Consider the following 23,438-nt stretch of genomic DNA (forward strand, 5'->3'; position numbering starts at 1 on the left):
AATTCATGGACAATATCAAGCCCACGTTCTCGAAAGGCGGGAAGCTGGGCTTTCTGGAGTCGACGTTCGATGCGTTCGAAACGTTCCTCTTCGTACCCAACACCACGACCCGGAAGGGTGCGCACATCCGCGACTGCAACGACATGAAACGTACGATGATCATGGTCGTCGTAGCGCTGATGCCGGCGTTCTTCTTCGGCTGCTACAACACGGGCATTCAGGTCGGACTCGAAGGCTTTCAGGCCTTCTTCTACGGACTGGTCCGCGTGCTGCCGATGGTCTGCGTCTCGTATATCGTGGGTCTGGGCATCGAATTCGGGTTCGCGCAGGCGCGCGGCCACGAGGTCAACGAGGGTTTCCTCGTCTCGGGTCTGCTGATCCCGATGATCATGCCGGTGTCGACCCCGCTCTGGATGGTCGGACTGGCGACGGCTTTCGCCGTGGTCTTCGGCAAGGAGGTCTTCGGCGGTACGGGTATGAACGTCTTCAACCCCGCGCTGCTGGCCCGTGCCTTCGCATTTTTCGCCTACACCCCCTCGATGTCGGGTGAGACGGTCTGGTATTCCGACTGGACGATGATGGGCGCGCATGTCGACGGCATCACCGGCGCCACGGCCCTCGAGCAGCTCTCGACGACCAACGCAATGGCTTACTCGCCGTTGGACGCCTTTCTGGGATTCATCCCCGGATCGTTCGCCGAAACCTCGACGCTGGCCATCCTGATCGGCGCCGCCATCCTGCTGTTCACGGGCATCGCCTCGTGGCGCACGATGGTCTCGGTGTTCGTCGGCGGACTGGCCATGGGCTATCTGTTCCAAGCGCTCGGCGTGACGACCTATCCCGCGTGGTGGCATCTGATCGTCGGCGGCTTCGCCTTCGGCGCGGTCTTCATGGCCACGGACCCCGTGACCTCGGCGCAGACCGACAAGGGCAAGTACATCGTAGGCTTCATGACCGGTGCGCTGGCCGTGCTGATCCGCGTGGTGAACCCGGCCTATCCCGAGGGCATGATGCTTTCGATCCTCTTTATGAATGCGCTGGCGCCGCTGGTCGACTACTATGTGGTCGAGGCCAACATCGCCCGCCGCAAGAAACGTGTCAAACTCGCAAAATAGGGGAGATAAGTTATGGCAACGAAAAAATTCAAATGCAATGTCTGCGGCTACATCCACGAAGGTGACGCCGCACCCGCCAACTGCCCTGTCTGCGGAGTTCCCGCATCGGAATTCACCGAGCTGAAACAGGAGAAGAAGGGCATGTTCAGCGACAAGAACGGCAACGCCTATATTATAATGTACTCGACGGTGATGGTCGTCATCGTGGCCGTGCTGCTGGCCGTGGCGGCCCTCGCCCTCAAACCCCGTCAGGACGCCAACGACCTGAACGAGAAAAAGCAGAATATCCTCGCATCGCTCTCGGCGCAGGACCAGTCCTACGACGAGTATATCGACGCCTATGTCGTGGACAAGGAGGGCAGGCGGATCGAAGGCGAGGATGTCTTCGCGCTGCTCAACGACCTGCCGGGCACGTTCGAGGCGGGCAAATTCCCGATCTTCGAGGCCAAGGACGGCCGTGTGGTCATCCCCGTCACGGGCATGGGCCTCTGGGGTCCGGTCTGGGGCTATGTGGCCCTCGAGAAGGACATGGACACCGTGTCCGGCATCATCATGGCCCACAAGGGCGAGACCCCGGGTCTCGGCGCCGAGATCGCCACACCGAAGTATCAGGCCAATTTCGTCGGCAAGACGATCTTCGAGGGCGACAAATTCGTCTCGGTGACGCTCCGCAAGGGCGGCGCCAAGGACCCCGCGCACGAGGTGGACGCCATCTCGGGCGGTACGAAGACCTCCGACGGCGTGACGGCCATGCTCTACAACAGTCTGGAGAACTACCTGCCCCTGCTGGAGGCCAAGCGTGCCGCTGCGACTACCGCCCCTGCGGCAAAAGTGTCTAACGAAGAAAATGTAGAAAACAATGAGTAAGATGGAAAAAGAGCCTTTGTTTTCGGCTAAGAACCTGAAATTCCTGACGGGCCCGTTTTCGGCGAACAACCCGGTCATCGTGCAGATCCTCGGTATCTGCTCGGCGCTGGCCGTCACCGTACAGCTCAAGCCCGCCATCGTTATGGCACTCTCCGTGACGGTCGTCACGGGATTTGCAAACCTCGTGATGTCGCTGCTGCGCAACGGCGTTCCCTCGCGCATCCGCATCATCGTCCAGCTCGTCGTCATCGCCGCGCTGGTGATCCTCGTCGACCAAGTGCTCAAGGCATTCGTTTACGAAGTCTCGAAGCAGTTGTCGGTCTATGTCGGACTTATCATCACCAACTGTATCGTCATGGGCCGCGTCGAGGCCTTCGCACTGGCCAACAAGCCTTGGGCATCGTTCCTCGACGGTCTGGGCAACGGTCTGGGCTACGGCCTGATTCTGGTGATCGTGGCCTTCTTCCGCGAGTTGTTCGGCTCGGGCAGCCTGATGGGTTTCCGCATCATCCCCGAAAGCTGGTACATGGCCGAGGGCGGTTTCTATTCGAACTGCGGACTGATGCTCTTCCCGCCGATGGCGCTGATCATCGTGGGCTGCATCATCTGGGTGCACCGTTCGCGCAACAAGGACTTACAGGAAAAATAGGAGGATAACGTATGGAATCATTGAATATCTTTATCCGGTCGATCTTTATCGACAACATGGTCTTCGCCTTCTTCTTCGGCATGTGTTCCTACATCGCCGTGTCGAAGAGCGTGAAGACGGCCCTCGGCCTCGGCGCCGCCGTTACGTTCGTGATGGTGATGACCGTGCCGCTGAACTACCTCTTGTATGAATTCGTGCTGAAGGCCGGCGCGCTCTCGTGGGCCGGACTACCCGACGTAGACCTGAACTTCCTGTCGTTCATCGTCTTTATCGCCACCATCGCGGCTTTCGTGCAACTGGTGGAGATGGCCGTCGAGAAATTCTCCCCGACGCTTTACAGCCAGTTGGGTATCTTCCTGCCGCTGATCGCCGTGAACTGCGCCATCATGGGCGGCTCGCTCTTCATGCAGCAGAAGGTCGACGCCGCCGAGATTTCGTCGCTCTGGCAGTCGATCGTCTACGGTCTGGGCTCGGGTCTGGGCTGGTGGCTGGCGATCGTGATGATGGCCGCCATCCGCGAGAAGACGACCTATTCGCACATCCCCGCGGCGCTCAAAGGCCCCGGCATTGCTTTCATCATCACCGGTCTGATGGGTATCGCCTTCATGATCTTCTCGGGCATCCAGTTCTAACCTTTAAAAAGAGATTCTGAAAAAATGACTACAACGATTTTAATAGCGATCGCCGCATTTCTGGTAATCACGCTCGTGCTGGTCGCACTGCTTCTCTATGCGAAGGCCAAGCTGGTATCGTCGGGCGACGTGACGATCGACATCAACAACGGCGAGAAGGTCATCAAGACCGAGAGCGGCTCGACGCTGCTCGCTACGCTGGCCAATAACAAGGTGTTCCTGCCTTCGGCCTGCGGCGGCGGCGGTTCGTGCGGCATGTGCAAATGTCAGGTGCTCGAAGGCGGCGGCGACATCCTGCCCACCGAAACGGGATTCATCACGCGCAAGATGGCCAAGGAGCACTGGCGTCTGGGCTGTCAGGTGAAGGTGAAGGAGAACATGAAGATCCACGTCGAAGAGGCCGTTCTGGGCGTCAAGAAATGGGAATGCACCGTGGTCTCGAACCGCAATATCTCGACTTTCCTCAAGGAGTTCGTCGTGAAGCTGCCCGAGGGCGAGAACCTCAAGTTCCGCAGCGGCGGCTACATCCAGATCGACATTCCGAAGTACGACGCCATCAAGTTCTCGGACATGGACGTGGACGAGAAGTACCGCGCCGACTGGGACAAGTTCAAGATGTGGGATCTCGTCGCCACCAACCCCGAACCGACGTTCCGTGCCTACTCGATGGCCAACCACCCGGCCGAGGGCAACATCATCATGCTCAACATCCGTATCGCCACGCCTCCGTTCGACAAGGCCACGGGCGGCTTCATGAAGGTCAACCCGGGTATCTGCTCGTCGTATGTCTTCTCGCGCAAGCCGGGCGACAAGATTACGATTTCGGGTCCTTACGGCGAGTTCTTCCTGCCGGACAACCTGCCCGACACGCAGGAGCTGATCTTCATCGGCGGCGGTGCGGGCATGGCCCCGATGCGCAGCCACCTGATGCACCTGTTCAAGACCGAGAAGACCGCCAAACCGGTGTCGTTCTGGTACGGTGCGCGTGCGCTGAAGGAGGTTCCCTACCTCGACGAGTTCCACCAGATCGAGAAGGATTTCCCCAACTTCAAGTTCAATCTGGCGCTCGACCGTCCCGATCCCGAGGCGGACGCCGCCGGGGTGAAATACACGCCGGGCTTCGTGCACAACGTGCTCTACGAGAACTACCTCAAGAACCATCAGGCTCCCGAGGACTGCATCTACCTCATGTGCGGACCTCCGATGATGATCGCCTCGGTGGTCAAGATGCTCGACGACCTCGGCGTGCCGCCGGAGAATATTCTCTACGACAACTTCGGTTCGTAGCGGATGTAATGATCCGCAAAACGCCGAAGGCGTATAAATGAAGGGGAGGAAAGTTTCCAAATAAATTTGGACTTTCCTCCCCTTCGTTTATTGTTATTGTTTCCGCAGGGATTGCGGATCATTGCTCCAAGTAATGTAGCTGATCAGAACGGGTTATTGGGTTCTGCAAAGTCGTAGAACGTACCGTAATCGCCCCGCCGCGGAGCTCCGGGCATGTCGGGGCGGAAATCGGGGCATTCTTCGACCCGTGCTTTCAGCCTGCGGTAGATCTCCTTCACCTCGTCGCTGCACACTGCAATATCAATCGGATGCTCTTCCATAAAGTCCTCTTTGGTATTGTAGAAGCGGCCGTCCCAATAGTATTTGTATTCGGCGGTACGGGCAGCCCGCGAAGCATACGGCGCCGGCGCCGTCGGCCAAAGCGGATTGTAGTGCATCAGCGAAATCTCTTTCTCCAAGGGTTTCTGTCCCGCGATCTCGGGATAGAGGCTCACGCCGTCGAGCTTCCACTCCGCGGGAACCCCGATCCGCATGGCGTCGGCGAACGTGGGGAAGAAATCCGTAAAATCGGCCAGCCGTTCGCTCGCGCGCGGCGCGATGCGGTCGCCCCAGCAGACGATCAGCGGAACCGAAGTCCCCACGCCCCGCGGATCGCCTTTACCGCCGCGGCGCAGCGTTCCGTCAGCCATCTGCGAAACAATACGCGTCGAGGTGCCGTTATCCGACGTAAAGATGAAGATCGTATTGTCCCACTGCCCGTTCTCCTTGAGCCGTTGTACCATGCGTCCGACCTTCTTGTCCAGATAGGCCACCATGTCGCGGAAATTGGAGGTGTCCTTCCCGAACCGCCCGAGGAAATCCAGATCCCAGCTCTCGGAATCGGGGGTCGGCGTATGGGGCGTATGCACGAGGGGCGTGGAATAATAGAGTAAGAAAGGTTTTTCGGATTCTTTCTGCCGGTCGAGGAACTCGAATGCCGCACCTTCGAACCCGTCGGGGCCGTAGGTCGAATATTCGTAATGACCGTGGTTGTCCATCATGCAGTTGGCGTAACGGTCGGTACCGGTCGGACCGTTGAACTCCTTGTACACTTCGAGCTGGAAAAGGCACCACTCGTCCCATCCCAGCCGCGTGGGCATCTCGCGGTCGCGTCCGAGCTGCCACTTGCCGAACATACCGGTCGTATAGCCGGCCTGCCGGGCCAGTTGGGCGAAGGTGGGTTCGTCGTCGTTCATATAGCCGAAGCAGACGTAGTTGCGGTCGTTGTACTGACCGGTCATCAGTTGCACACGCGAGGGAGAGCTCAGCGGCTGGGCGTGCATATTGCGGAAGAAAAGGCCGTTGCGGGCCAGCGAATCGATCGTGTGCGTGTCGTAGGAGACGCCGCCCATGCAGCCGAAACATTCGGCGCCGATGTCGTCAGCCAGAAAAAGCACGATGTTGGGACGTTCGGAAGATTCAATCCCCGGATGCTGCTCGCCGCAGCCGACTGCCGCAAGCGATAAGACGGACAAACCTGTCGTCTGGAAGTAGGTTGTATTCATGATTATAATTCTTCAATTTTTCATCAGACAAAAAATGACATGACAGACAATATCTTACGCAATCGCGTCAGTGCCACCGAAATATGAAACTGCACGGTATGCGGGCTGATCCCGAGGTTTTCGGCGATTTCATTATAGGACATATGTTCGTAACGACTCATTTTGAACACCCGCCGGCATTGTTCCGGAAGGTTCTCGATCGCCAGCTCGATCATTTCCAGCAGATCTTCCGTCGTTATGCGCCCGCCGGGGTCGACCGACAGTTCCGTTTCGCGGGTCTCGGAGTGCCGAATGTATTGCAGGTGCATTTTGGAACGTTTGAACCGATTGAAGATCGCATTGCGCGTCATCCGGAACAGGTAGGCACGGATCGACAGCACTTGCCCCATCAGGGAGCGGTTTTCCCACACTTGCAGAAAAATATCCTGCGTAACGTCTTCCGCCTCGGTTTCATTTTTCAGAAACCGAAGTGAAAAGTCGTACACCCTCGGAGCATAACGTACATAGAGCGTATCGAGAGCATCAATATCCCCCTGACCAAGTCTGTCTAACAATAATTGCTCTTCGTTCATTGTTTACAAAGTTACCTTTCTTGTTGCAAGGATACAAATATATTATCTGGCAGATCAACACGATATTCAAAAAAATCATGTCGCGTCTAACCATTTGCATCGCAAGATTATTCCATTTTATGAATTACGCAAACAAGAACCATTATGTACGCGAAACGACTCACAGAGGCTCCACAGGCGACGTCACGCACAGATGAACCGCAGACGCTCCGAATAGAGCGTCTGCGGTTGCAGATCTCGCAGGCCATGCGGTATTCCTACCACCTCAAAACCCGAACCTTATACACGCTCAGATCGGGAATGCGGATCAAAAGGTCCGCTTCCCCGCTTTTCACATTCGACGTGTGGCGCAGCGTCTGCGTGGTCCAGTCCTGATCCCCCTCGGGCACGGTCGCATCCGTATACCATGCCTCGCCGGTATCCTCGTTATAGTTCACCGATTTAAGTGCCGTGCAAGCCGAAAAGTGGGTCAGCTCGGAAAAGGTTCCCGACGCCGTATTATAAACATAGGCGCTTTTACCTGCGATGCAAAGGCTGTGGGAATTGACCGTCGTAAGGTCGTGTACCGAATTCTTGGGCGTCTCGACCGTCCGTTCCTCTTCGAGTTCGGGAGCGTCGGTGTTCCAGTTCTTCAACTTGTATATTTTCAGACTCTTGCCCCCGATGGCATAAAGACGCTGGGTCGTCTCGTTCCACACCACGCCGTGCGCCGATTCCAGATCGTACTGGCACAACACCTTATTGTTTTGGCCGAGATCGTAGACCTGCACCTTGTTGCAGTTGGCATCCGCACCCGACGAGCAGGCCAGCACCACCCTATCGTTGGGCAGCAGATCGGACGAGTGCACCTGCGGGCAGGAGGTCGACCACCAGCGAATGGCGTCGGTCTGCCGGTCATAAAGCACGCACCAGCCCGTAGCGCCCGACAGCAGCAGTTTGCGGCCATTGTCCACAGGCTTGCCCTCGCCGACACGGCATTGCGATTCGGGAATGCCCAGAACCGGAGCGACCGTGCGGGAATCCCAGCGCCATACGACGGCGTCCCGATAATCGGCGGGCGATTCGCTCCCGACTTCGATCACGCAGGCGGTGTTGTTGCCGCAGAACAGCAGTTGCGTCGGGAGTTTCTCCGCCTCGGCGGTATCGACCTTGCCGCCCTGCGCCAGCCGCCGCGGTGTATCGTCGACCAGTCGCTCCACCTCCGTATCGCCGTCGTACAGGATCACCGTATAGCCCGACGAAAGGTCCACGGGCGCCAGCAGCGCGACGAGCGTCTGACCTCCGGCCGCGCAGTCGACCGGAACGGCGGGCGTCACGGTCACCTGCGGCGCCGAGGCCGTAACATCCCAGTCCGCCATGCGGACCGACACTTCGCCGCCGATCATCTCGCCGCCATTGGCTTCGACGACGGCGCGTGTAACCTTGTAGCTGTTCTGGATGAGCCGGATATACATCGTGCATCCGAGCTGGGAAAGCTCCATGTCGACCCCTTCGTAGGAGTTGACGACCCCGGTCGTATGGCCCACGAGCAGGGGGGGGGTGAGCGTCCCGTCCTGCGCGGTGGGGACCGTGGTTTTCAGCACCCCGTCCTCGCAGGTCACCTGCGCATCGGCAGGCCACCATGCAGCCACGGCCACGGGCCCTCGCGGCGCCGTGACGTTGAAAAGGAAGAGCGAACGCTCCGTGCCGGGAAGAATCGGTTCGGCAAAGACGGGTTCCGTCCGTCCGGGACCTTCGGCGACCAGAGCCGCCGGCTCGCCCTTCTTCCAGACGACCGAAGTAAGGCCGCCTTCGGCGTTGCAGTATTTTGCGAGTGTCAGATTGGTTTTTGCGGCAAGCAGCGTGCGTCCGGATTCGTCGTCGCTGCACCCTGCGCCGAAAAGCAATGTTCCGGCCAGCAGGGCGAAAAGTCCGTATAGTCTGTTTTTCATGTCGTAAGTCAGTTGAGTGATTGATTGTTATTTGTTGCGCAGCACTTGTCCGTAGGCTTTCACGAGATCGCGGCATGTGGCTTCGCCGTGATGCACCTCGAAGATATACACTCCCCGATAGCCCGCCCGCCGCAGCCTGCGGCAGAGGTCCAGCCAGTCGATCACGCCCTTGCCGGGCAGCCAGTGGCGTTCGTCGCGGCCGTCGTAATCGGACAGATGGACCGTAGCGATCCGGTCGCCGAGCGCCTCGATGAAGTCGGCGTGGCTCTCCAGAAGCAGGTGGTTCGTGTCGAAGCAGACCATGACCTCGGGACACCCTTCGATCAGGCGGAGCATCTCGGCCGAGGTGCGGCCGATGCTGTGGGGCATGTTTTCCACACACAGCACCGCACCGATCTCTTCCGCCGCGAGCGACAGCCGGCAGATGGAGTTGGCGGCGCAGCGTTCGCGTTCGCCGCGCTCCTCCTCCGAAATGGGCCGCGATCCGGGATGCAGCACCAGCCGCCGGGGATGGAAGATGGCCGCCAGCCGGATCATCCGTTCGATATAGGCTACATTCCGTTCCCGCTGTACGGGATCGACGACCGAAATGTCGCATTTGCGGCCGAAAGGCAGGTGGCACGACCAGACCCTCAGTCCGGCCTTCTCCAGCCTCTCGCGCAGGGCGAAAGCCTCGGCATAGCACTCGGCATCGGGGGTTTTGTGGGTGAACGCGTGGAACGTCACCTCGACATACCCGATCCCGGCATCGCGAACCTCCGCCAGTTTCTCCTGCGTCGGTCCCCCGAGAATCCCGAGCGAGGTTCCCATCGGCCGGGCGGCGTACAGCACGCCGCCCAGCATCAGGAACAAACCTAAAAATATCCCTTTCATTTTTCCCCGGTCCGTTACCATTCGATCAGCGACGACTGAATACAACCCGAGCCGCAGTGGTCGCCTCCGTGCGACGACCATCCCCTGCCGCGCGCAGCCCCGATGTATTTACCGATAAAAAGTCCGTTTCCGCCGTCTCCGGAACCTTGGTTCACGGTGTACAATACACCGTCTGCGAGATTGCAGCCGTTCTGACCGTTGTTCTGTGTATAGCTCCAATCGGCAATCTTGTTCCCGGACGTATCGTATTCCAGTACGAGGCTGTCCTCCGTACTGCTGCCGGACGCCATAATGTAAAAATGGTTGTTCGCATCGACCAGCGGACGCGTGAAGTTGAAAGTATTCTTCTTCACGCTGCTCGGCTGCTCTTCATGGACCATCGTCTGCAAATCGGACGAGAAGAACCGTACATATCCGTCTTTCGTTCCGGCGAAGACCGTTCCGTCGCCGGCCACGATGGGTTGGTAATAGTTGTCTCCCCCGGCTGCACTCCGGGCACACAGCGTATGCGAGTCCAAATCAACGGCCGCCAAAGTCGTTCCGTAAGCGAAATAAGCCTTTTTCCGGTCGGGACTCACGGCGAAACCGATGGAGTTGACGATCGAAACCGTCACGGCGTCGATCTTCGTACCGTCGGCGGCGCTCACGAAATGGACCGCCGTTTTAGCCCCCACGACTACCTCGCCGCCGTTGACCAGCAGCCCGTAGCCGCAACTGCCGGCTGCGTAAGGCGCCCCCCAGCGTTCCATACCGGTCTCGGCGTCGAGCGCATAAAGATTGCCTTTCGCATCGACGATGTAAACCACCGTACCGTCGGCGCTGACAGCGGGAGGCGCCGAGTTCATCGATCCGCACTTGCTGAACTTCCAGTGCAGCGTACCGTCCGGCTTCACGGCATAGAACTGCCCACCTGCACTGGTTCCGTAGTAGATGTCGCCCGAGACCGGATTGACGGCCGCCATCGATTTCGACTCGGCCTGCGTATCGCCGTTGTCGGTCGGCCTGAACGTCCATTTTTGTTTGCCTGTCTGCACGTCGAAAGCATAGAGGTTGCTGATCTTGTTGCCCGTATTGACATATACCGTCGCAGCGTCGGGCGAAAGCACCGGACAAGTGTAGGTAGGGCTTTCGTATTTGGCACCGTCGGCCTGCTCCCAATCCATGAAATTGACGACATAAGGACGGATCTCGACCGTGATTTTCCATTCGCGCAGCGATTCGTCGATTTTTGCCGACAGCATGACGACCTGACTGCCTGTGGTCTTGAATCCCGAAAGTATCTTGTCGCCCGTGAGGACCGCACCGTCGGGGAAAGTCCACGCCACGTCGCTCGCATCGGCATAGGCCGCCCGGTTGAATTCGAACGTGACGGGCTGGTCGACAGCCGCCGTCTCCGAGGAGATGAAATAGGGAATGGCCTTGGTCGGCATGGCGCGGATCACATCCGCCTCGGCCGCTCCTTTTTCGTATTCGGCCGCCAGCAGGAAGTAATAATTCTTGTCGTTGGTGAGCCCTTCGCACCGGTAAGACGTCACGTCGCGGGCGATCTCCTGCGTCCGGATATCGCCCGGCATATCCTCGTCGTAATAAGAGAGCGTATATTTCTCCACGAGGGTCGAAGGTGCGGACCACGCGAGCGCCACATATCCGTCGCCCGTCTCCGTAACCGTGAGGTCCGTGACCGGAAGACGCGACGTGGAGGGACGGCCCGCTACGCTCACGGCATTGGAGATCAGTTTTCCGTAAACAGCCTGCACATTGAAATTATAGGAGATGCCGTTAGTCAGTTTGTCGACGACATACCGGCTTGCGCCGCCGGTATGCAGCGTCACGGTCTGCGACTCCTCGTCGGTATAGAAAACGATGTAATCGGTGGGATTCCACCCGTCGGGAATCTCCCATGCGAGGGTCACTTCCTCGTCGCCCGGCGTGGCCACGAGATCGGTGACCTGATGCCGTGCGGCGCCGGCCTCGGGAATATCTTCGGTCCAGCACGACGCGGCGAGCGCCGCGAGGCCCGACAGGATGCATATATGAATCAGTTTTTTCATGATTGAAACAGCTTTGAAGTTTTACGATCAGTAACCGGGGTTCTGCCAGAGTATCGCCTTGTCGTTCACGATCTCGATCTGATTCTGCGGAATGGGAAACAGCAGGTTGTGCGCATCGAGCTTGTAGCCCATTTCGTGGAAGCGGTCGAGCGCCAGCCCCAGTCGCACGAGGTCGAACCAGCGGTGGCCTTCGAGCGCGAACTCACGGCCGCGTTCGTCGGCAAGCGCCTCGATGAAGGCCTCTTTCGAGGGAACGTCCCCGGCTTCGAGCGCGTCGAGTCCGGCCCGTGTACGGGTCTTGTTGAGATAAGGCAGTGCCAGCGTCCGCTGGTCGAGTGCATTCAGCGCCTCGGCGTACATCAGCACCACGTCGGCATAGCGCAGGTGCGGGAAATCATTCTCCACCACGTTGCCTTTCAGAGCGTCGTTCCGGTTGTCGAACCACTTGTTCAGCAGATAGGTCCCTTTTTTGTCCTCCGTGTACTCGGAAACCAACGGCAGGCGGTTGTCCTGCGCGTCGTAGAGCGCCCGGAATACCGGAGCGGGCTGTGTCAACTGTGCTTCTTCGGGTTTGGTGGTCGAATACCAATAGCCGTGGCCCGTATCGTTGGCCTTGTTGTAGTAGAGTGCGAAGATGATCTCCTTGTTCATCTTGTTTTTCACGTTGAAGGCGTCCGCCGTAGTGTTGACCAAGCCGTAATTGGGATTCTTCATCGCCTCTTCGAGGGCCGTCTTGGCCTCGCCGGGTTTGCCGAACGTGAGGTAAACCTTCGCCAGCAGCGTATAGGCCGCAATATCGGTAACACGGGCTTTCTCGGCACCCTTCGACGCCGGCAGCAGCCGGGCCGCCTCGGCCAGATCGCCCGTCAGCAGGACATACATCTCGTCGTCCGTGCAGCGGCGGATCGTCTTGGCATCGGCCGGGGATACGACCTTGTGCGCAATGGGCACGCCGCCGAAAGCCCGGTAGAGGTTAAAATACCACCACGACCGCATGAAGAGGACTTCGCCGCGGTATTTGTCGTAATTGGGCAGTTCCTCACGGCCTTCGAGGTGATCGAGCACGTCGTTGCAGCGGTAGATGCCGTTGTACCAAGCGTTCCAGATATCGCTCATGATGGCGTTGCTGGAATTCTCCTCGAAGTGGTCGAAATAGTAGGTCGCCGCATCGGAAACCGTCATGGCCTGTTTGCAGCACTCGTCGCTGCGGTAGGCCAGTTCATTGAGGTGGTAGCCCATCTGTGTTTTGAGCTTGTGGTAGCAGGCCGCCACCCCTTGGTCGAAATCGTCGTCGGTAATGTAGTAATTGTTCTCCGTGATGCTGTTGCTCGGATACTGTTCGAAGAAGCTGTCGGTGCAGGAAGCCGCCCCGAAGGCCGCGACGCCCAGCAAAAGATAATATGTTGGTTTCATGATTCCGGTCGATTAGAGGTTGAAGTTGATGCCGACGCTGAACGTGCGTGCCAGCGGATAGGAGCAGTAGTCCTCGCCCGGACGCAGGGCGTCGCTCGCATGGTTGCTGACCTCGGGATTATAGCCCGAATAGTCGGTCCATGTGAAGAGATTCGATCCCTGCACATACACGCGCAGCTTCGAGATGCCGGCCTTGCGGGTCCACTTGTCGGGGAAAGTGTAGCCCAGCGAGAGGTTTTGCAGGCGCAGGTAGGAGCCGTCTTCGACGTGGAACGTCGAGGTGCAGGCGGCGGTGTTGCCCGTCAGCTTGCGGTTCGGGCGGTTCATCTCGCCGTAGGGGAAACGCTGCAATGCATCCCGGGTCATGTTCTGGCTCATGGAGTTGCTCATCAGGTAGCGGCGTTCGAGGTTGAGTATCTCGTTGCCGTAGACGCCTTGGAAGTTGGCCGCCAAGTCGAAGCCCTTCCAAGAAAGATTGACCGAGAAGCCATAGTAGAAATCGGGCATGTAGTTGCCCACGATCACGCGGTCGGCATCCTCTTCGAGAATACCGTTGCCGTTGGTGTCGACGAAGCGGAAGTCGCCGACCTGCGTGGTGCTGAAATGGGGATAGGAGTTCAGCTCCTCCTTGTTGTGGAAGATACCGTCCTGTACGAGCAGGTAATAGCAGCCGACGGGCTGGCCCACGCGCGTGATGTAATAGGCCCCGTCGAACGACGCCTCCTTGATGATGTCGGCGTTCCCTTCACCTAAACTCAGCACCTTGTTACGGTTGAGCGACCAGTTGGCCGAGAGGGAATAGGAGAAATCGCCGAAACGCCGCCGCGAGGTAAGCCCCAGTTCCACGCCCTGATTCTCCATCGAGCCGATGTTCATGTTGGACGAGGTGAGTCCCGACACCGACGAGACGGGAACGTCGAACAGCATGTCGGTCGTCTTCGAATAGTAGTAATCGGCGGTCAGGCCCAGCGTCCCTTTCCAGAAACTGAAGTCCAGCCCCACGTCATACTGCGTGTTCCGCTCCCAGCCCAGATCGGGATTGGCGATCTGCGAGGGGTAGACCTGTGGCCGGAGACCGTTGCCGAGGTCCACGTTCGTCGAACCGTAGAGTTGCAGATATTCCGAGTTGCCGATCTGGGCATTGCCCGTCACGCCGACGCTCAGACGCAGCTTGAGGTCGTCGATCCATTTCACATCGCGCAGGAAGCTCTCGTCGCTCACACGCCAGCCCACCGAGGCCGCGGGGAAATAACCCCACCGGGTATTGGGGGCGAAGCGCGACGAACCGTCGCCGCGGATCGACGCCGAAACCATGTAGCGGCCCTTGTAGGAGTACTGCGCACGCACGAGCCACGAGGCGAAGGTGTAGGCATACTCGTTGTTGTAGGTTTCCGCCGGGTCGATGGTCTTGCCCTTGGTGGTGCGGATCTTGTCGTCGCCCTTGACCCCCGTACCGACGATCTGCGACGTTTTGACATGCTCCTTTTCCGCCTCCCAGACGGCCACGGCATTGAGCGAATGGTCGCCGAAACGGCGCGAGAAAGAGAGCTGGTTGGAGAGCGTCCAGTGGAAATAGGAGTTGGTGATGCTCTTCGCCGTGGGATTCGACGGGTCCTTGTAATTGGCCTTGTTTTTCAGCGGGATATACGACGGCCGGTAATAGTTGCGCGAATAGTTGTAATAGTCGCCGCCGGCCGTGATCTTGTATTCCAGCCCGTCGATGAATTCGTAGGAGGCATAGACGCTGCCCTGCATATTGAGCCGCTCGCGCACGTCGTCGATTTCGAGCGCCAGCGCCACGGGGTTCAGCGTTTCGTTGAACTGCGTGTCGCCCACGCCGTTCTCCTCGAGGCGCAGGTAGCCGTTGTTGTCCCAGTTGTAAGAGCCGTCGGCATTGTAGACCGGGAAGATCGAAGCCGCCATCAGTGCCGAGGCGATCACACCGTCGTTCCCGTACTGGGCGTCCGCATCCACGAAATTGTATTTCGAGTAGGAGGGCGAAAAGCTGGCTCCGTATTTCAGTCGCTTGCGCTTGCCGTCGATATTGGCCCGCATTCCGTAACGCTCGAAATCCGACCCGATGATCGTTCCTTCGCGATAAAGGTAATTGGCGCCGACGTAATAGCTCAGCGTCTTGGTGCGGCCCGAAACCGAAAGACTGTGCTTGTGCGACAGCGCCGTGCGGAAGATGGCATCCTGCCAGTCGGTGTCGGTCAGCGTACCGCTCCGGTCCTCGAGATAGGCGGTGATAATGGGCGGAACCTTATAATAGCCCGTCGCCCCGCGTTCGTTGTAAGGATCGTCGATCGAACCCGTCGGCACCTCCGTCAGGTAGGCGTTGTCGCGCGACTCCTTGTAGAGCTGCGCGAACTCGTAGGCATTGAGCATATCATAGGTTTTCGACACGCCCGAAACACTGAACTGGCCGTCGTAACGGATCACGGGGTGTTCGTCCTGACCGCGCTTGGTCGTGATGAGGATGACGCCGCACGAACCGCGCGAGCCGTAGATCGCCGCAGCCGAAGCATCCTTGAGCACCTCGAGGCTCTCGATATCGTTGCTGTCGAGGTTCGAGAAGGCCCGGGCGTCGCTCGGAATGCCGTCGATGACGTAGAGCGGCTCGTTGCCCGAGGTGGCCGACTGGATGCCGCGGATGCGGATCGAGACGTTGCCGTTGGGCTGGCCGCCCAGCGTGAGCACCTGCACGCCCGGCATCTTGGCGGCCATGGCATCGCGGAAATCGGTCGTCGCAAGCCCTTTGAAATCCTCGGCCTTGATCGAAGCGATCGACGTCGTCACGTCGCGTTTGTTCTGCACGCCGTAGCCCACGACCACCACGTTGTCTACGGCGATCGCTTCGGAGGCGAGCTGCACGTCGGCCTGCGTCTGAGTGTCCGAAAGTGTGACGGAAACCTTGTTATAACCGATCAGCGACACTTCGAGCACGGCGTTTTTCTGACGGATCGACAGCGTATATTCGCCGTCGATCCCCGTCGCCGTGCCTGTCGTGGTGCCTTTCAGGATGACGGTGGCACCGATCACGGGCGCACCGTTTTCGTCGGTCACGCGCCCCTTCACCGTGCGGACAGCGTCCGCAGCGACCTTAGGCGTCTCTTTCGACTTGGCCGTGAGGATGATCTTGCGGCCTTTGATCTCGACGCTCACATCGGGAAGGACCTCCGCAAGAATGGATTCGATACTCCGGTTTTCGGCTTTCACCGTAACCCTCCGATGAGGAGGCGTATCGATCTCGGCATTCACATAAGCGAACGTGTAAGGACTCGCCGCCTCGATCCGTTGCAGAAGTTCCTTGATGGTGACGTTCCGGGCGTCGAGTGTGACGACCGGCGTCTGTGCCCGCGCCGGAATGGCGAAACAGGCACACAGGACGACGGCCAGCACTCCCCGCCACATCGTTTTCAGGTAAAAATTCGGTTCATTCATAATTACTTGGTTTGTTATTAGGTTTTGCGCTGTAAGTTTATCTGGAACCGCCCCGGCCCGTAACGAACACCCGGTCGCCGTCGATTTGATAACGGACCGGCATCAGTCTCGAAATAACCTCCATGATGTCTTCCAACGGTTCGTGCTGAACAACCAGCGACAGCCGTCGGTCGGCGGGAAGCGACGACGAAAGCACGATCTCGACATGGTATTTGCGTTCCAGATTGACCATGATATCCGTCAGCGGCATGTTGTAGAATACCAGACGCTCCTCGAACCACTGGCAGTAGTTCCGTGCATCGACCTGCTCGATGGTGAATCCGCCCTGCAATACATCCTGCGTGAACTTCTGGTCGGGACAAAGCCGGACAGGACGGGAAAGCCCCTCGCCCGAAATGCTGACGGAACCGTTTTTGAGAATAATCTGCCGGGCAGGGTCTGCCGCATATCCGATCGCATCGAACGACGTACCCAGCACCTCGATCTCCAACCCTCCCATGCCGACGCGGAACGGCCGCAGCGAATCCTTTTCGACCTCGAAGAAGGCTTCTCCCGAGAGCGTCACCTCGCGGACCGTGCCGGAGAAATCGGCGTCGTATGCGAGCCGGCTCTCTTCGTTGAGCCATACGCGCGTGCCGTCGGGCAGGGTGAATTCGCCCATGTGCCCTTTCGCCGTCACCAGCGTAATCCGCTCGACAGCCTCTTCGGAGCGAGTGGCGGAAAAATAGCCCCCTGCAAACATCAGGACAGCGGCGGCGGCCGCACCGGCATACCGGAGTACACGCCGCAGGCGGTTCCTGCGAATCTTCGAATGCAACCGATCCAGCCCCTTCCGGATTCTTTCCGGCGAAGCCGCCGCATCGTTCGTTTCCCACAGTTCTTTCATCAGGCTGTCGACCTCCGGATTCCGATCTTGGTCCGCCATCCATTGCCTGAAAGCCTGCCTGACCGAAGTCGGAATATCGGGCTGGGCATAGATGAAATTCAAGATCCGGCGTTGTCGTTCTCTATTATCCATAACGGTACGCCTTTATTCGGCCTTCTGGGTGAATGTATAGGTTTCTTTGTAGGAGCCGGCGGTAAAAGTCACCGTACCGGTCCTCGGACTGCCCGTACCGTTGGCTCCAAAGCTCAGGCGGACGGCAAAAACGCCCCGCGAACCGCCGGCCGGCTCGACCGTGATCCATTCGTCACCCGCGGCGGTCCAGTCGCAGGTCGTGTAGAGCGTGATCGACTTCTCGACGTCGCTCGCGTTGACGCTTCCTTCGGCCGTGTAGACGACGGCGCTGTCGGTGGTTCCGGGATTGTCGTCGTCGCATGCTGTCAACGGCATACACGCCAACAGACCGACGATCCAAAAAAATCGTTTCATAACCTTATCTTTTTATGGTTGTTTCGGAATTCTATCGCCCTTGTTTCACGGCTTCGAGTCTGCCGGCAAGCTCTCGGACAATCTCGGGATACCGCTCCGCTACGTCGTACCGCTCGCACGGATCTTTCGAAATGCGGAAGAGCTGCGGCCGGGGCGAATTGCCCAACTCGACCGACTTGCGGTATTCATAGCTCTGTTTGTCGCTCGGTTCCAAATATTTCCATTCGCCGCAGCGGATGGCCAGCGTATTCTGGCGGTTCTGCTCGATGACGAATTCGCGGTCGGCGTGCCCCGTCCCGAGCAACTCGGGCAGATGATCGCGGCTGTCGGGAGCAGCGCCTTCGGGCAGTGCAACGCCGGTCAGGGATGCCAGCGAGCGGTAGACGTCGATCTGGGAGAAGACGGCACCCTGCTCGCCCGGCCGCACGAACGCCGGCCACCGCACGATGAACGGAATGCGCGTTCCGGCTTCATACAGGCTGTACTTGCCGCCTCGGTAGATACCCGAAGGCGTATGGCCGCCCAGCCGCATGGCCGCCTCGTCCTGATAGCCGTCGTCGATCGCGGGGCCGTTGTCGGAGGTGAAAACCAGCAGCGTATTGTCGGCGATGCCGAGGCTGTCCAACGTGCGCATCACCTCGCCGATCGTCCAGTCGAGCTGCAGGATCACGTCGCCGCGGGTCCCCATGCCGCTCTTGCCCGCAAAACGGGGATGCGGAACGCGCGGCACATGCACGTCGTTGGTTCCCATATAGAGGAAAAACGGCTCATCCTTGTGGCGGGCGATGAACTGCGTGGCTTTCAGGGCTATCGTGTCGGCGATACCTTCGTCGACCCACAGCGCCGAACGGCCCCCGGTCATCCATCCGATGCGCGAAATGCCGTTGACGATCGTGTTGTCGTGTCCGTGGCTCGGACGCAGTTTCAGCAACTCGGGATTCTCGGCGCCCGTCGGCCAGTCGCCGACCTTGTGGTCGTAATTCACCGTGATCGGATCGGCGGGGTCCAGCCCCACGACATGTCCGTTCTCCACGAAGACGCACGGCACACGGTCTACCGTAGCGGGTATGAGATATTCGTAATCAAAACCGATATCACGCGCATCGGGACGTATCTCGACATTGAAATCCGTGCCGCCGACAGGCCCCAGACCGAGATGCCATTTGCCCACGGCCCCGGTGACGTAACCGGCGTCGTGCATGGCATCGGCGAGCGTATGGCACTCCGTGTCGATGATGAGTTCGGAATTTCCGGGAGCGATCTGCGTATTGGGCAGACGCCAAGGATACATGCCCGTCAGCAGACCGAAGCGCGACGGCGTACTGGTGGCGGAAGTCGCATAGGCATTGGTAAAGCGCTGCCCCTGCGCAGCCAGACGGTCGATGTTGGGCGTCGCGACTTTCGTCGCCCCATAGCAGCTCAGGTCGCCGATACCGAGGTCGTCGGAGAAGATAAAGATAATGTTCGGGCGGACATTTTCCGGAACGGGAACCGCCGGATCGCCGGCACAACTCCCTGCAAGCAAGGGAATAACGGGCACAGCACCGAAAAGGATACGCTTGTTCATGGGTCAGTGAAGGGTTTAAAGGTTTTATACAAGGACAAACGGCCGGCAAACACCGCTAGGTAGGAATTGCATTTTTATTTTTTCCATTATGAAAAAGCAACGGTAAAAATAACGTATATTACTGATTAACAATATCAAAGATATGCCATACAAAAAAATGACCATCTTGTAAAAGGCGGCCATTTTTTCGAAATCGAAAATTCCGGGATACTACGTTTAAGCCATTTTCCCTTTGCTTTTGTTTAACAGCGGCAGCAGGAACGAAATCACTGACGCCGCGATCCAGAATAGTGCCACAGGCCCGAAATCGTAGTGCTTCGCGCCGTCGGCGGCTACGGTGATGTGTCTGTCTATGAGCCATCCCGACGCTACGTCCTGAATGCCCGCCGCGATGTAGCTTGCTATTCCCACGACCCCCAGCGCGGCTCCCGTGGCCTTTCGCGGCACGATGTCCACGGCCATCAATCCTCCGAGGAAGCAGATCAAGACCCCGATGGCTATTCCGAACAGCACCATCGAGAGGACGTTCACCCACATGGCGTTTCCACCGTATAGGAACAGCGCCAGCGCCACGGAGTTCAGTATGCCGAACAGCAGCGCGGGAATCTTCCGGTCGCCCTTGAACAGCTTGTCCGAGAACCACCCCGAAAGTACCGTTCCGAGTATTCCCAGCAGTGCGTTTATCGAGACGATCGAGATGGCCTCGACGTCGGAGAATCCCTTTGCCTCTTGGAGGAACAGCACGCCCCAACCGTTTATGGCATAGCGCGAGATGTACATGAATGCGCTCGCCGCAGCCAGCACCCACACGGCCGGTGTTCTGAGCACCTGCTTCTGAATCTCTTTGACGGACTTCTCCGCTCCGGGGACGGGTTTTTCATGGGCCAGCGCCTCGACCGGGGGCAGTCCCTTCGACTCCGGAGTGTCGTGGAGCCAGCAGAGTACCAGCACCACGCCGATGGCTCCTGCCACGGCCGATCCGAAGAACCCGGCCTGCCACCCCGCAAAGGAGACGATGGAGCCTACGAAAAGGAATGAGAAGAACTCCCCGAGGTTGTGGCTTGCGGAGAAGAATCCGTAGTAGGTTCCGCGCTCCTTGAGCGGATACCAGCGGGAGAGGGATATGATGGCCGGAGGCGCCCCCATGGACTGCGCCCACCCGTTCAGTCCCCACATCACGGCGAATGCAACGAATATCACGGCCGTTGGGACTACGGAATGTGCGAGCCCCATGAGCCCCATCAGGGCATTGGCTGCGGCCGAGACGATGAGTCCCGTGGCCATGAAGCGCTTGATGTTGCAGTAGTCGGCAATGAATCCGTTGACGAACTTGCCGATGGCATAGGCGAAGAGGAGTGCCGAGCCGATGACTCCCAACTGCGATGCGTCCAAGGACCCGCTGTCGAGAATGGGCTTCTTCATGACGTTGAGACTGGTGCGGCAGACGTAGTAGAGACTGTATCCGAGCGTTGCGGCGGTGAATGCCTGCAGGCGCAGGCGGCGGTAGTACTTGTCACGCGACACCTCGTCCTGCTCCCGGGCAGGAGCCGCAGGGCTGATGCGGTAGAATTCCGTAATACGGCTCATGGCGTCAGTCGTGCAGTCCGCGCGAGCGGAGGTAGGAGATCAGCAGTTCGGGCCGGTCGGTCTGGATCAGCGTGGCGCCCATATCGACCAGTTTCCCATATACCTCGGCCGGGTCGCCTTCTATCGCGGCATCGTCGCAAAGCCCGCCGTTCAGGGAGGGCCACAGGGAGTTCACCCACAGTTTCGAACCGCCGGCGATGACTTCGCGCATGCAGGTCTCGACCTCGGGCGTGTATTCCGACCAGCAGATTTCGTAAGCCAACAATGGATATTTCAGTCGTTCATAGCTTTCGAGAATTTTTCGGTACGATTTCTTCCCGAAGTTTACAATGGGCATGAAAAGACAATTGTCGACATATTTCGAGAAAGTCGCGGCGGCACGGTCGGCGGTGACATTGCTTTTGATGAGCACCTGTTCCAGCATGCCGTATTTTTCAAGCAACGGATGTATCAACCCGTAATATTGAAATCCTTTGTCGATATTGACGACAATTTTGTCTTTGCATAATATGAGCGCCTCTTCGAGCGTGGGTACTTTCCAATGTGTGACCGCATTCTGCCCCGCACGCAAATTCACCCGCCGAATGGAATCATAAGTAATTTCCGCAATAAGTCCTTTGCCCGAAGTCGTCCGGTCGATGGTACGGTCGTGACAGAGTACCAGCACGCTGTCCGAAGTCAGCGCCAAATCTATTTCTACAATGTCGACCCCCATTTCGATGGCGCTGCGGATGGCAGGGAGTGAATTTTCAGGGTAGTTGCGCCAATCGCCGCGGTGGGAAGCTACCAACACCTTTTTTGAGGCAGGGCTGTGAATTTCGGCAACAATGGCCGACGCACGGTCGGCGGCGGCATTTCTTGTTTGCGTCGTCCCGTCGAGCAGGGAAAAACACGCAAGGAGCAGGATCAGTAATCTTTTCATCGTATTCGGGTTATTAATTTTTTATTGTTTCGTATTGTTCGTAATCGGTCGGAAGTACCCAGTTCGACTGTTCCCACGGGACGATCTCGCCGCTGAGGGTCCGTTCGTAAACCCGGTCCTTACCCGGCTTGTCGTAGGGATAGCGGTCGAATACGTCGCCGTCCCCCGTCATCCGCGGATCGCCCTGCCCGCGCAGCGTCCGGAAAAGCTCGGCACGCAGCGAATCCGCCAGAACCCGGCACGAAACCTCCCCGATGCGGTTTACAAGGCATTCACGATCCGTTTCGACATGGTACAGCTCCTCCGCCGGACGCGGTCCCATCGACAGGTCGTAGTAGCGGCTGTCCTGTCCGCTGCGTTTCAGTTGCAGAATCGCGGTTTTCGTCGGAGAGCTGTCGATGTCGCGGTAGCCCGTTTCCGGATTGCCGCCGGGCAGCAGCCACGGTTTGAGGTTGCACAGATAGAGCCAGCCGTCGCGCACGATGCCCCGGATCGGATAACCCTGATCCCCGGGCCGTCCGTTGTCGTGCCGCTCGCGCCCCAGCAGCGCCCGCCCGCGCAGTACGGCGCAGGGGTCCGGTTCATTCCTCAGCAGCGGCACGAGGCTCCCGCCCGGGAGCCGCCCCATGCCTGCCGTGGCGGGATCGGTCCCGGCGAGCTCCAGAACGGTCGGTGCGATGTCGACGAACGAGACATAGGCCGCCTCCCGCCGTCCCGGGGCGCTCACTCCCCGCAGCCACATCACGGCCAGCGGCATGTGGTGCGCATACTCGTACTGGGTTCCTTTGGCGCGCGGAAAGGGCATACCGTTGTCCGACGTGACGATGATGAGCGTATTGTCCAGCTCCCCGAGCTCCTCCAGCCGGGCCAGCATCAATCCCAACTGCCGGTCGTAATGTTCGAGTTCGAATCCGTAATCCAGCATGTCGTTGCGCACCGTCTCGTTGTCGGGCCAGAAGGCCGGAACACGGTCGATCTCCCCGGTTGTCCGGCCGCCTTTGGCCGCCCCGCTGCCGTATTCGTAACGTCGGTGCGGCTCGCGGCAGCCGAACCAGAAGAACCACGGCCGCGACACATCCTCACGCGAGGAGAGAAAGTCGGAAAAATTCGCCGCATAATCCGTAGCGAGTATCTCGGGGGTCGGAGGCGTCAGTTTCCGGCTCTGCCACGCCTCACCCGTCAGTCGCCGTTTGCGGCCGTTCCTCATGCCGGGGTCGCCCGGAGCCCAGCCCTTGCCGGTGAAAGCCACGTCGTAGCCCGCCTCTTCGAGCGCTTCGGTGAAGACCTTGATATCCTCGGGGAAACGGCAGATGTGATTTCCCGCCTCGCCCAACTGCCACGAGTAACGCCCCGTAAGCAGCGACGCACGCGAAGGCGCCGATTTCGCATTCGGAGTATAGCAGTTCTCGAACAGCACACCCCGTGCGGCCACGCTGTCGAAAACCGGTGTCGAGACCCATCCACAGCCATAGGCCCCGAAATGAAGCCATGCGGCATCGTCGGCAATGCAGAACAGAATATTAGGACGCTGCGGCGTCATATCCTGCGCCCCGGCGGCCGTCAGACCTCCGAAAACCGCCGTTCCCAAAAACAGAATGTCACGAGCCATATG

18 protein-coding genes are annotated in these 23,438 nt (G+C 58.8%); 5 read left to right on the plus strand and 13 right to left on the minus strand.

Annotation, left to right across the window (positions count from 1 at the left end; all coding sequences use genetic code 11):
- Window positions 1-5 precede the first annotated feature (5 nt).
- Genes nqrB through nqrF form a run of 5 tightly spaced genes read left to right on the plus strand, consistent with a single transcriptional unit; the run spans window position 6 to window position 4,550 of the window.
- The gene (gene nqrB, locus BN5935_RS13345) at window positions 6-1,115 is read left to right on the plus strand and encodes an NADH:ubiquinone reductase (Na(+)-transporting) subunit B (RefSeq protein ID WP_064976533.1); all 1,110 of its coding nucleotides are present in this window, start codon (window positions 6-8) and stop codon (window positions 1,113-1,115) included.
- Between the two features lie 12 nt (window positions 1,116-1,127).
- Window positions 1,128-1,982, plus strand: coding sequence for an NADH:ubiquinone reductase (Na(+)-transporting) subunit C (nqrC, locus tag BN5935_RS13350; RefSeq protein ID WP_064976534.1), 855 nt, complete (start codon window positions 1,128-1,130; stop codon window positions 1,980-1,982).
- Window position 1,983: 1 nt separating this feature from the next.
- Complete coding sequence (locus tag BN5935_RS13355) at window positions 1,984-2,631, plus strand: NADH:ubiquinone reductase (Na(+)-transporting) subunit D (RefSeq protein WP_064976535.1); 648 nt, start codon at window positions 1,984-1,986, stop codon at window positions 2,629-2,631.
- 11 nt (window positions 2,632-2,642) lie between these two features.
- Window positions 2,643-3,263 (plus strand): NADH:ubiquinone reductase (Na(+)-transporting) subunit E, encoded by a 621-nt coding sequence (nqrE, locus tag BN5935_RS13360; protein ID WP_064976536.1) that lies wholly within the window; start codon window positions 2,643-2,645, stop codon window positions 3,261-3,263.
- 24 nt (window positions 3,264-3,287) lie between these two features.
- On the plus strand, window positions 3,288-4,550 hold the full coding sequence (nqrF, locus tag BN5935_RS13365) for an NADH:ubiquinone reductase (Na(+)-transporting) subunit F (RefSeq protein ID WP_064976537.1): 1,263 nt from the start codon (window positions 3,288-3,290) through the stop codon (window positions 4,548-4,550).
- Between the two features lie 143 nt (window positions 4,551-4,693).
- Here nqrF and BN5935_RS13370 read toward each other — a convergent pair whose 3' ends face one another.
- From BN5935_RS13370 to BN5935_RS13430, 13 genes are all read right to left on the minus strand, one after another.
- Window positions 4,694-6,094, minus strand: coding sequence for a sulfatase family protein (locus BN5935_RS13370; protein ID WP_064976538.1), 1,401 nt, complete (start codon window positions 6,092-6,094; stop codon window positions 4,694-4,696).
- Between the two features lie 23 nt (window positions 6,095-6,117).
- Window positions 6,118-6,666 carry an RNA polymerase sigma-70 factor gene (locus BN5935_RS13375; RefSeq protein WP_064976539.1) on the minus strand — a complete coding sequence of 183 codons (549 nt, stop codon included), beginning with the start codon at window positions 6,664-6,666 and terminating at the stop codon, window positions 6,118-6,120.
- A 257-nt stretch (window positions 6,667-6,923) separates the two neighbouring features.
- On the minus strand, window positions 6,924-8,597 hold the full coding sequence (locus tag BN5935_RS13380; protein WP_064976540.1) for a DUF6528 family protein: 1,674 nt from the start codon (window positions 8,595-8,597) through the stop codon (window positions 6,924-6,926).
- Between the two features lie 27 nt (window positions 8,598-8,624).
- A complete protein-coding gene (locus BN5935_RS13385; RefSeq protein WP_064976541.1) occupies window positions 8,625-9,470 on the minus strand; it encodes a sugar phosphate isomerase/epimerase family protein in 846 nt (281 codons plus the stop codon).
- A gap of 14 nt (window positions 9,471-9,484) precedes the next feature.
- Entirely contained in the window at window positions 9,485-11,521 is a 2,037-nt protein-coding gene (locus BN5935_RS13390) for an outer membrane protein assembly factor BamB family protein (protein ID WP_064976542.1), read from the minus strand.
- Between the two features lie 27 nt (window positions 11,522-11,548).
- Window positions 11,549-12,934: a RagB/SusD family nutrient uptake outer membrane protein gene (locus BN5935_RS13395; RefSeq protein WP_064976543.1), complete on the minus strand. Its 1,386-nt coding sequence runs from the start codon at window positions 12,932-12,934 to the stop codon at window positions 11,549-11,551.
- A 12-nt stretch (window positions 12,935-12,946) separates the two neighbouring features.
- Window positions 12,947-16,378 (minus strand): SusC/RagA family TonB-linked outer membrane protein, encoded by a 3,432-nt coding sequence (locus BN5935_RS13400; protein ID WP_082944153.1) that lies wholly within the window; start codon window positions 16,376-16,378, stop codon window positions 12,947-12,949.
- 37 nt (window positions 16,379-16,415) lie between these two features.
- A complete protein-coding gene (locus tag BN5935_RS13405; RefSeq protein ID WP_235821114.1) occupies window positions 16,416-17,366 on the minus strand; it encodes a FecR family protein in 951 nt (316 codons plus the stop codon).
- A gap of 42 nt (window positions 17,367-17,408) precedes the next feature.
- Window positions 17,409-17,750 carry a BACON domain-containing protein gene (locus BN5935_RS13410; RefSeq protein ID WP_064976545.1) on the minus strand — a complete coding sequence of 114 codons (342 nt, stop codon included), beginning with the start codon at window positions 17,748-17,750 and terminating at the stop codon, window positions 17,409-17,411.
- A gap of 31 nt (window positions 17,751-17,781) precedes the next feature.
- Window positions 17,782-19,317: a sulfatase family protein gene (locus BN5935_RS13415; RefSeq protein WP_082944154.1), complete on the minus strand. Its 1,536-nt coding sequence runs from the start codon at window positions 19,315-19,317 to the stop codon at window positions 17,782-17,784.
- A gap of 216 nt (window positions 19,318-19,533) precedes the next feature.
- Complete coding sequence (locus tag BN5935_RS13420) at window positions 19,534-20,904, minus strand: MFS transporter (protein ID WP_064976546.1); 1,371 nt, start codon at window positions 20,902-20,904, stop codon at window positions 19,534-19,536.
- Between the two features lie 4 nt (window positions 20,905-20,908).
- Window positions 20,909-21,826 carry a glycerophosphodiester phosphodiesterase family protein gene (locus tag BN5935_RS13425; RefSeq protein ID WP_064976547.1) on the minus strand — a complete coding sequence of 306 codons (918 nt, stop codon included), beginning with the start codon at window positions 21,824-21,826 and terminating at the stop codon, window positions 20,909-20,911.
- Between the two features lie 13 nt (window positions 21,827-21,839).
- The gene (locus tag BN5935_RS13430; RefSeq protein ID WP_235821115.1) at window positions 21,840-23,435 is read right to left on the minus strand and encodes a sulfatase family protein; all 1,596 of its coding nucleotides are present in this window, start codon (window positions 23,433-23,435) and stop codon (window positions 21,840-21,842) included.
- Window positions 23,436-23,438 lie beyond the last annotated feature (3 nt).

Origin of the sequence: Alistipes provencensis (assembly GCF_900083545.1) — a bacterium.
Lineage (GTDB): Bacteria > Bacteroidota > Bacteroidia > Bacteroidales > Rikenellaceae > Alistipes > Alistipes provencensis.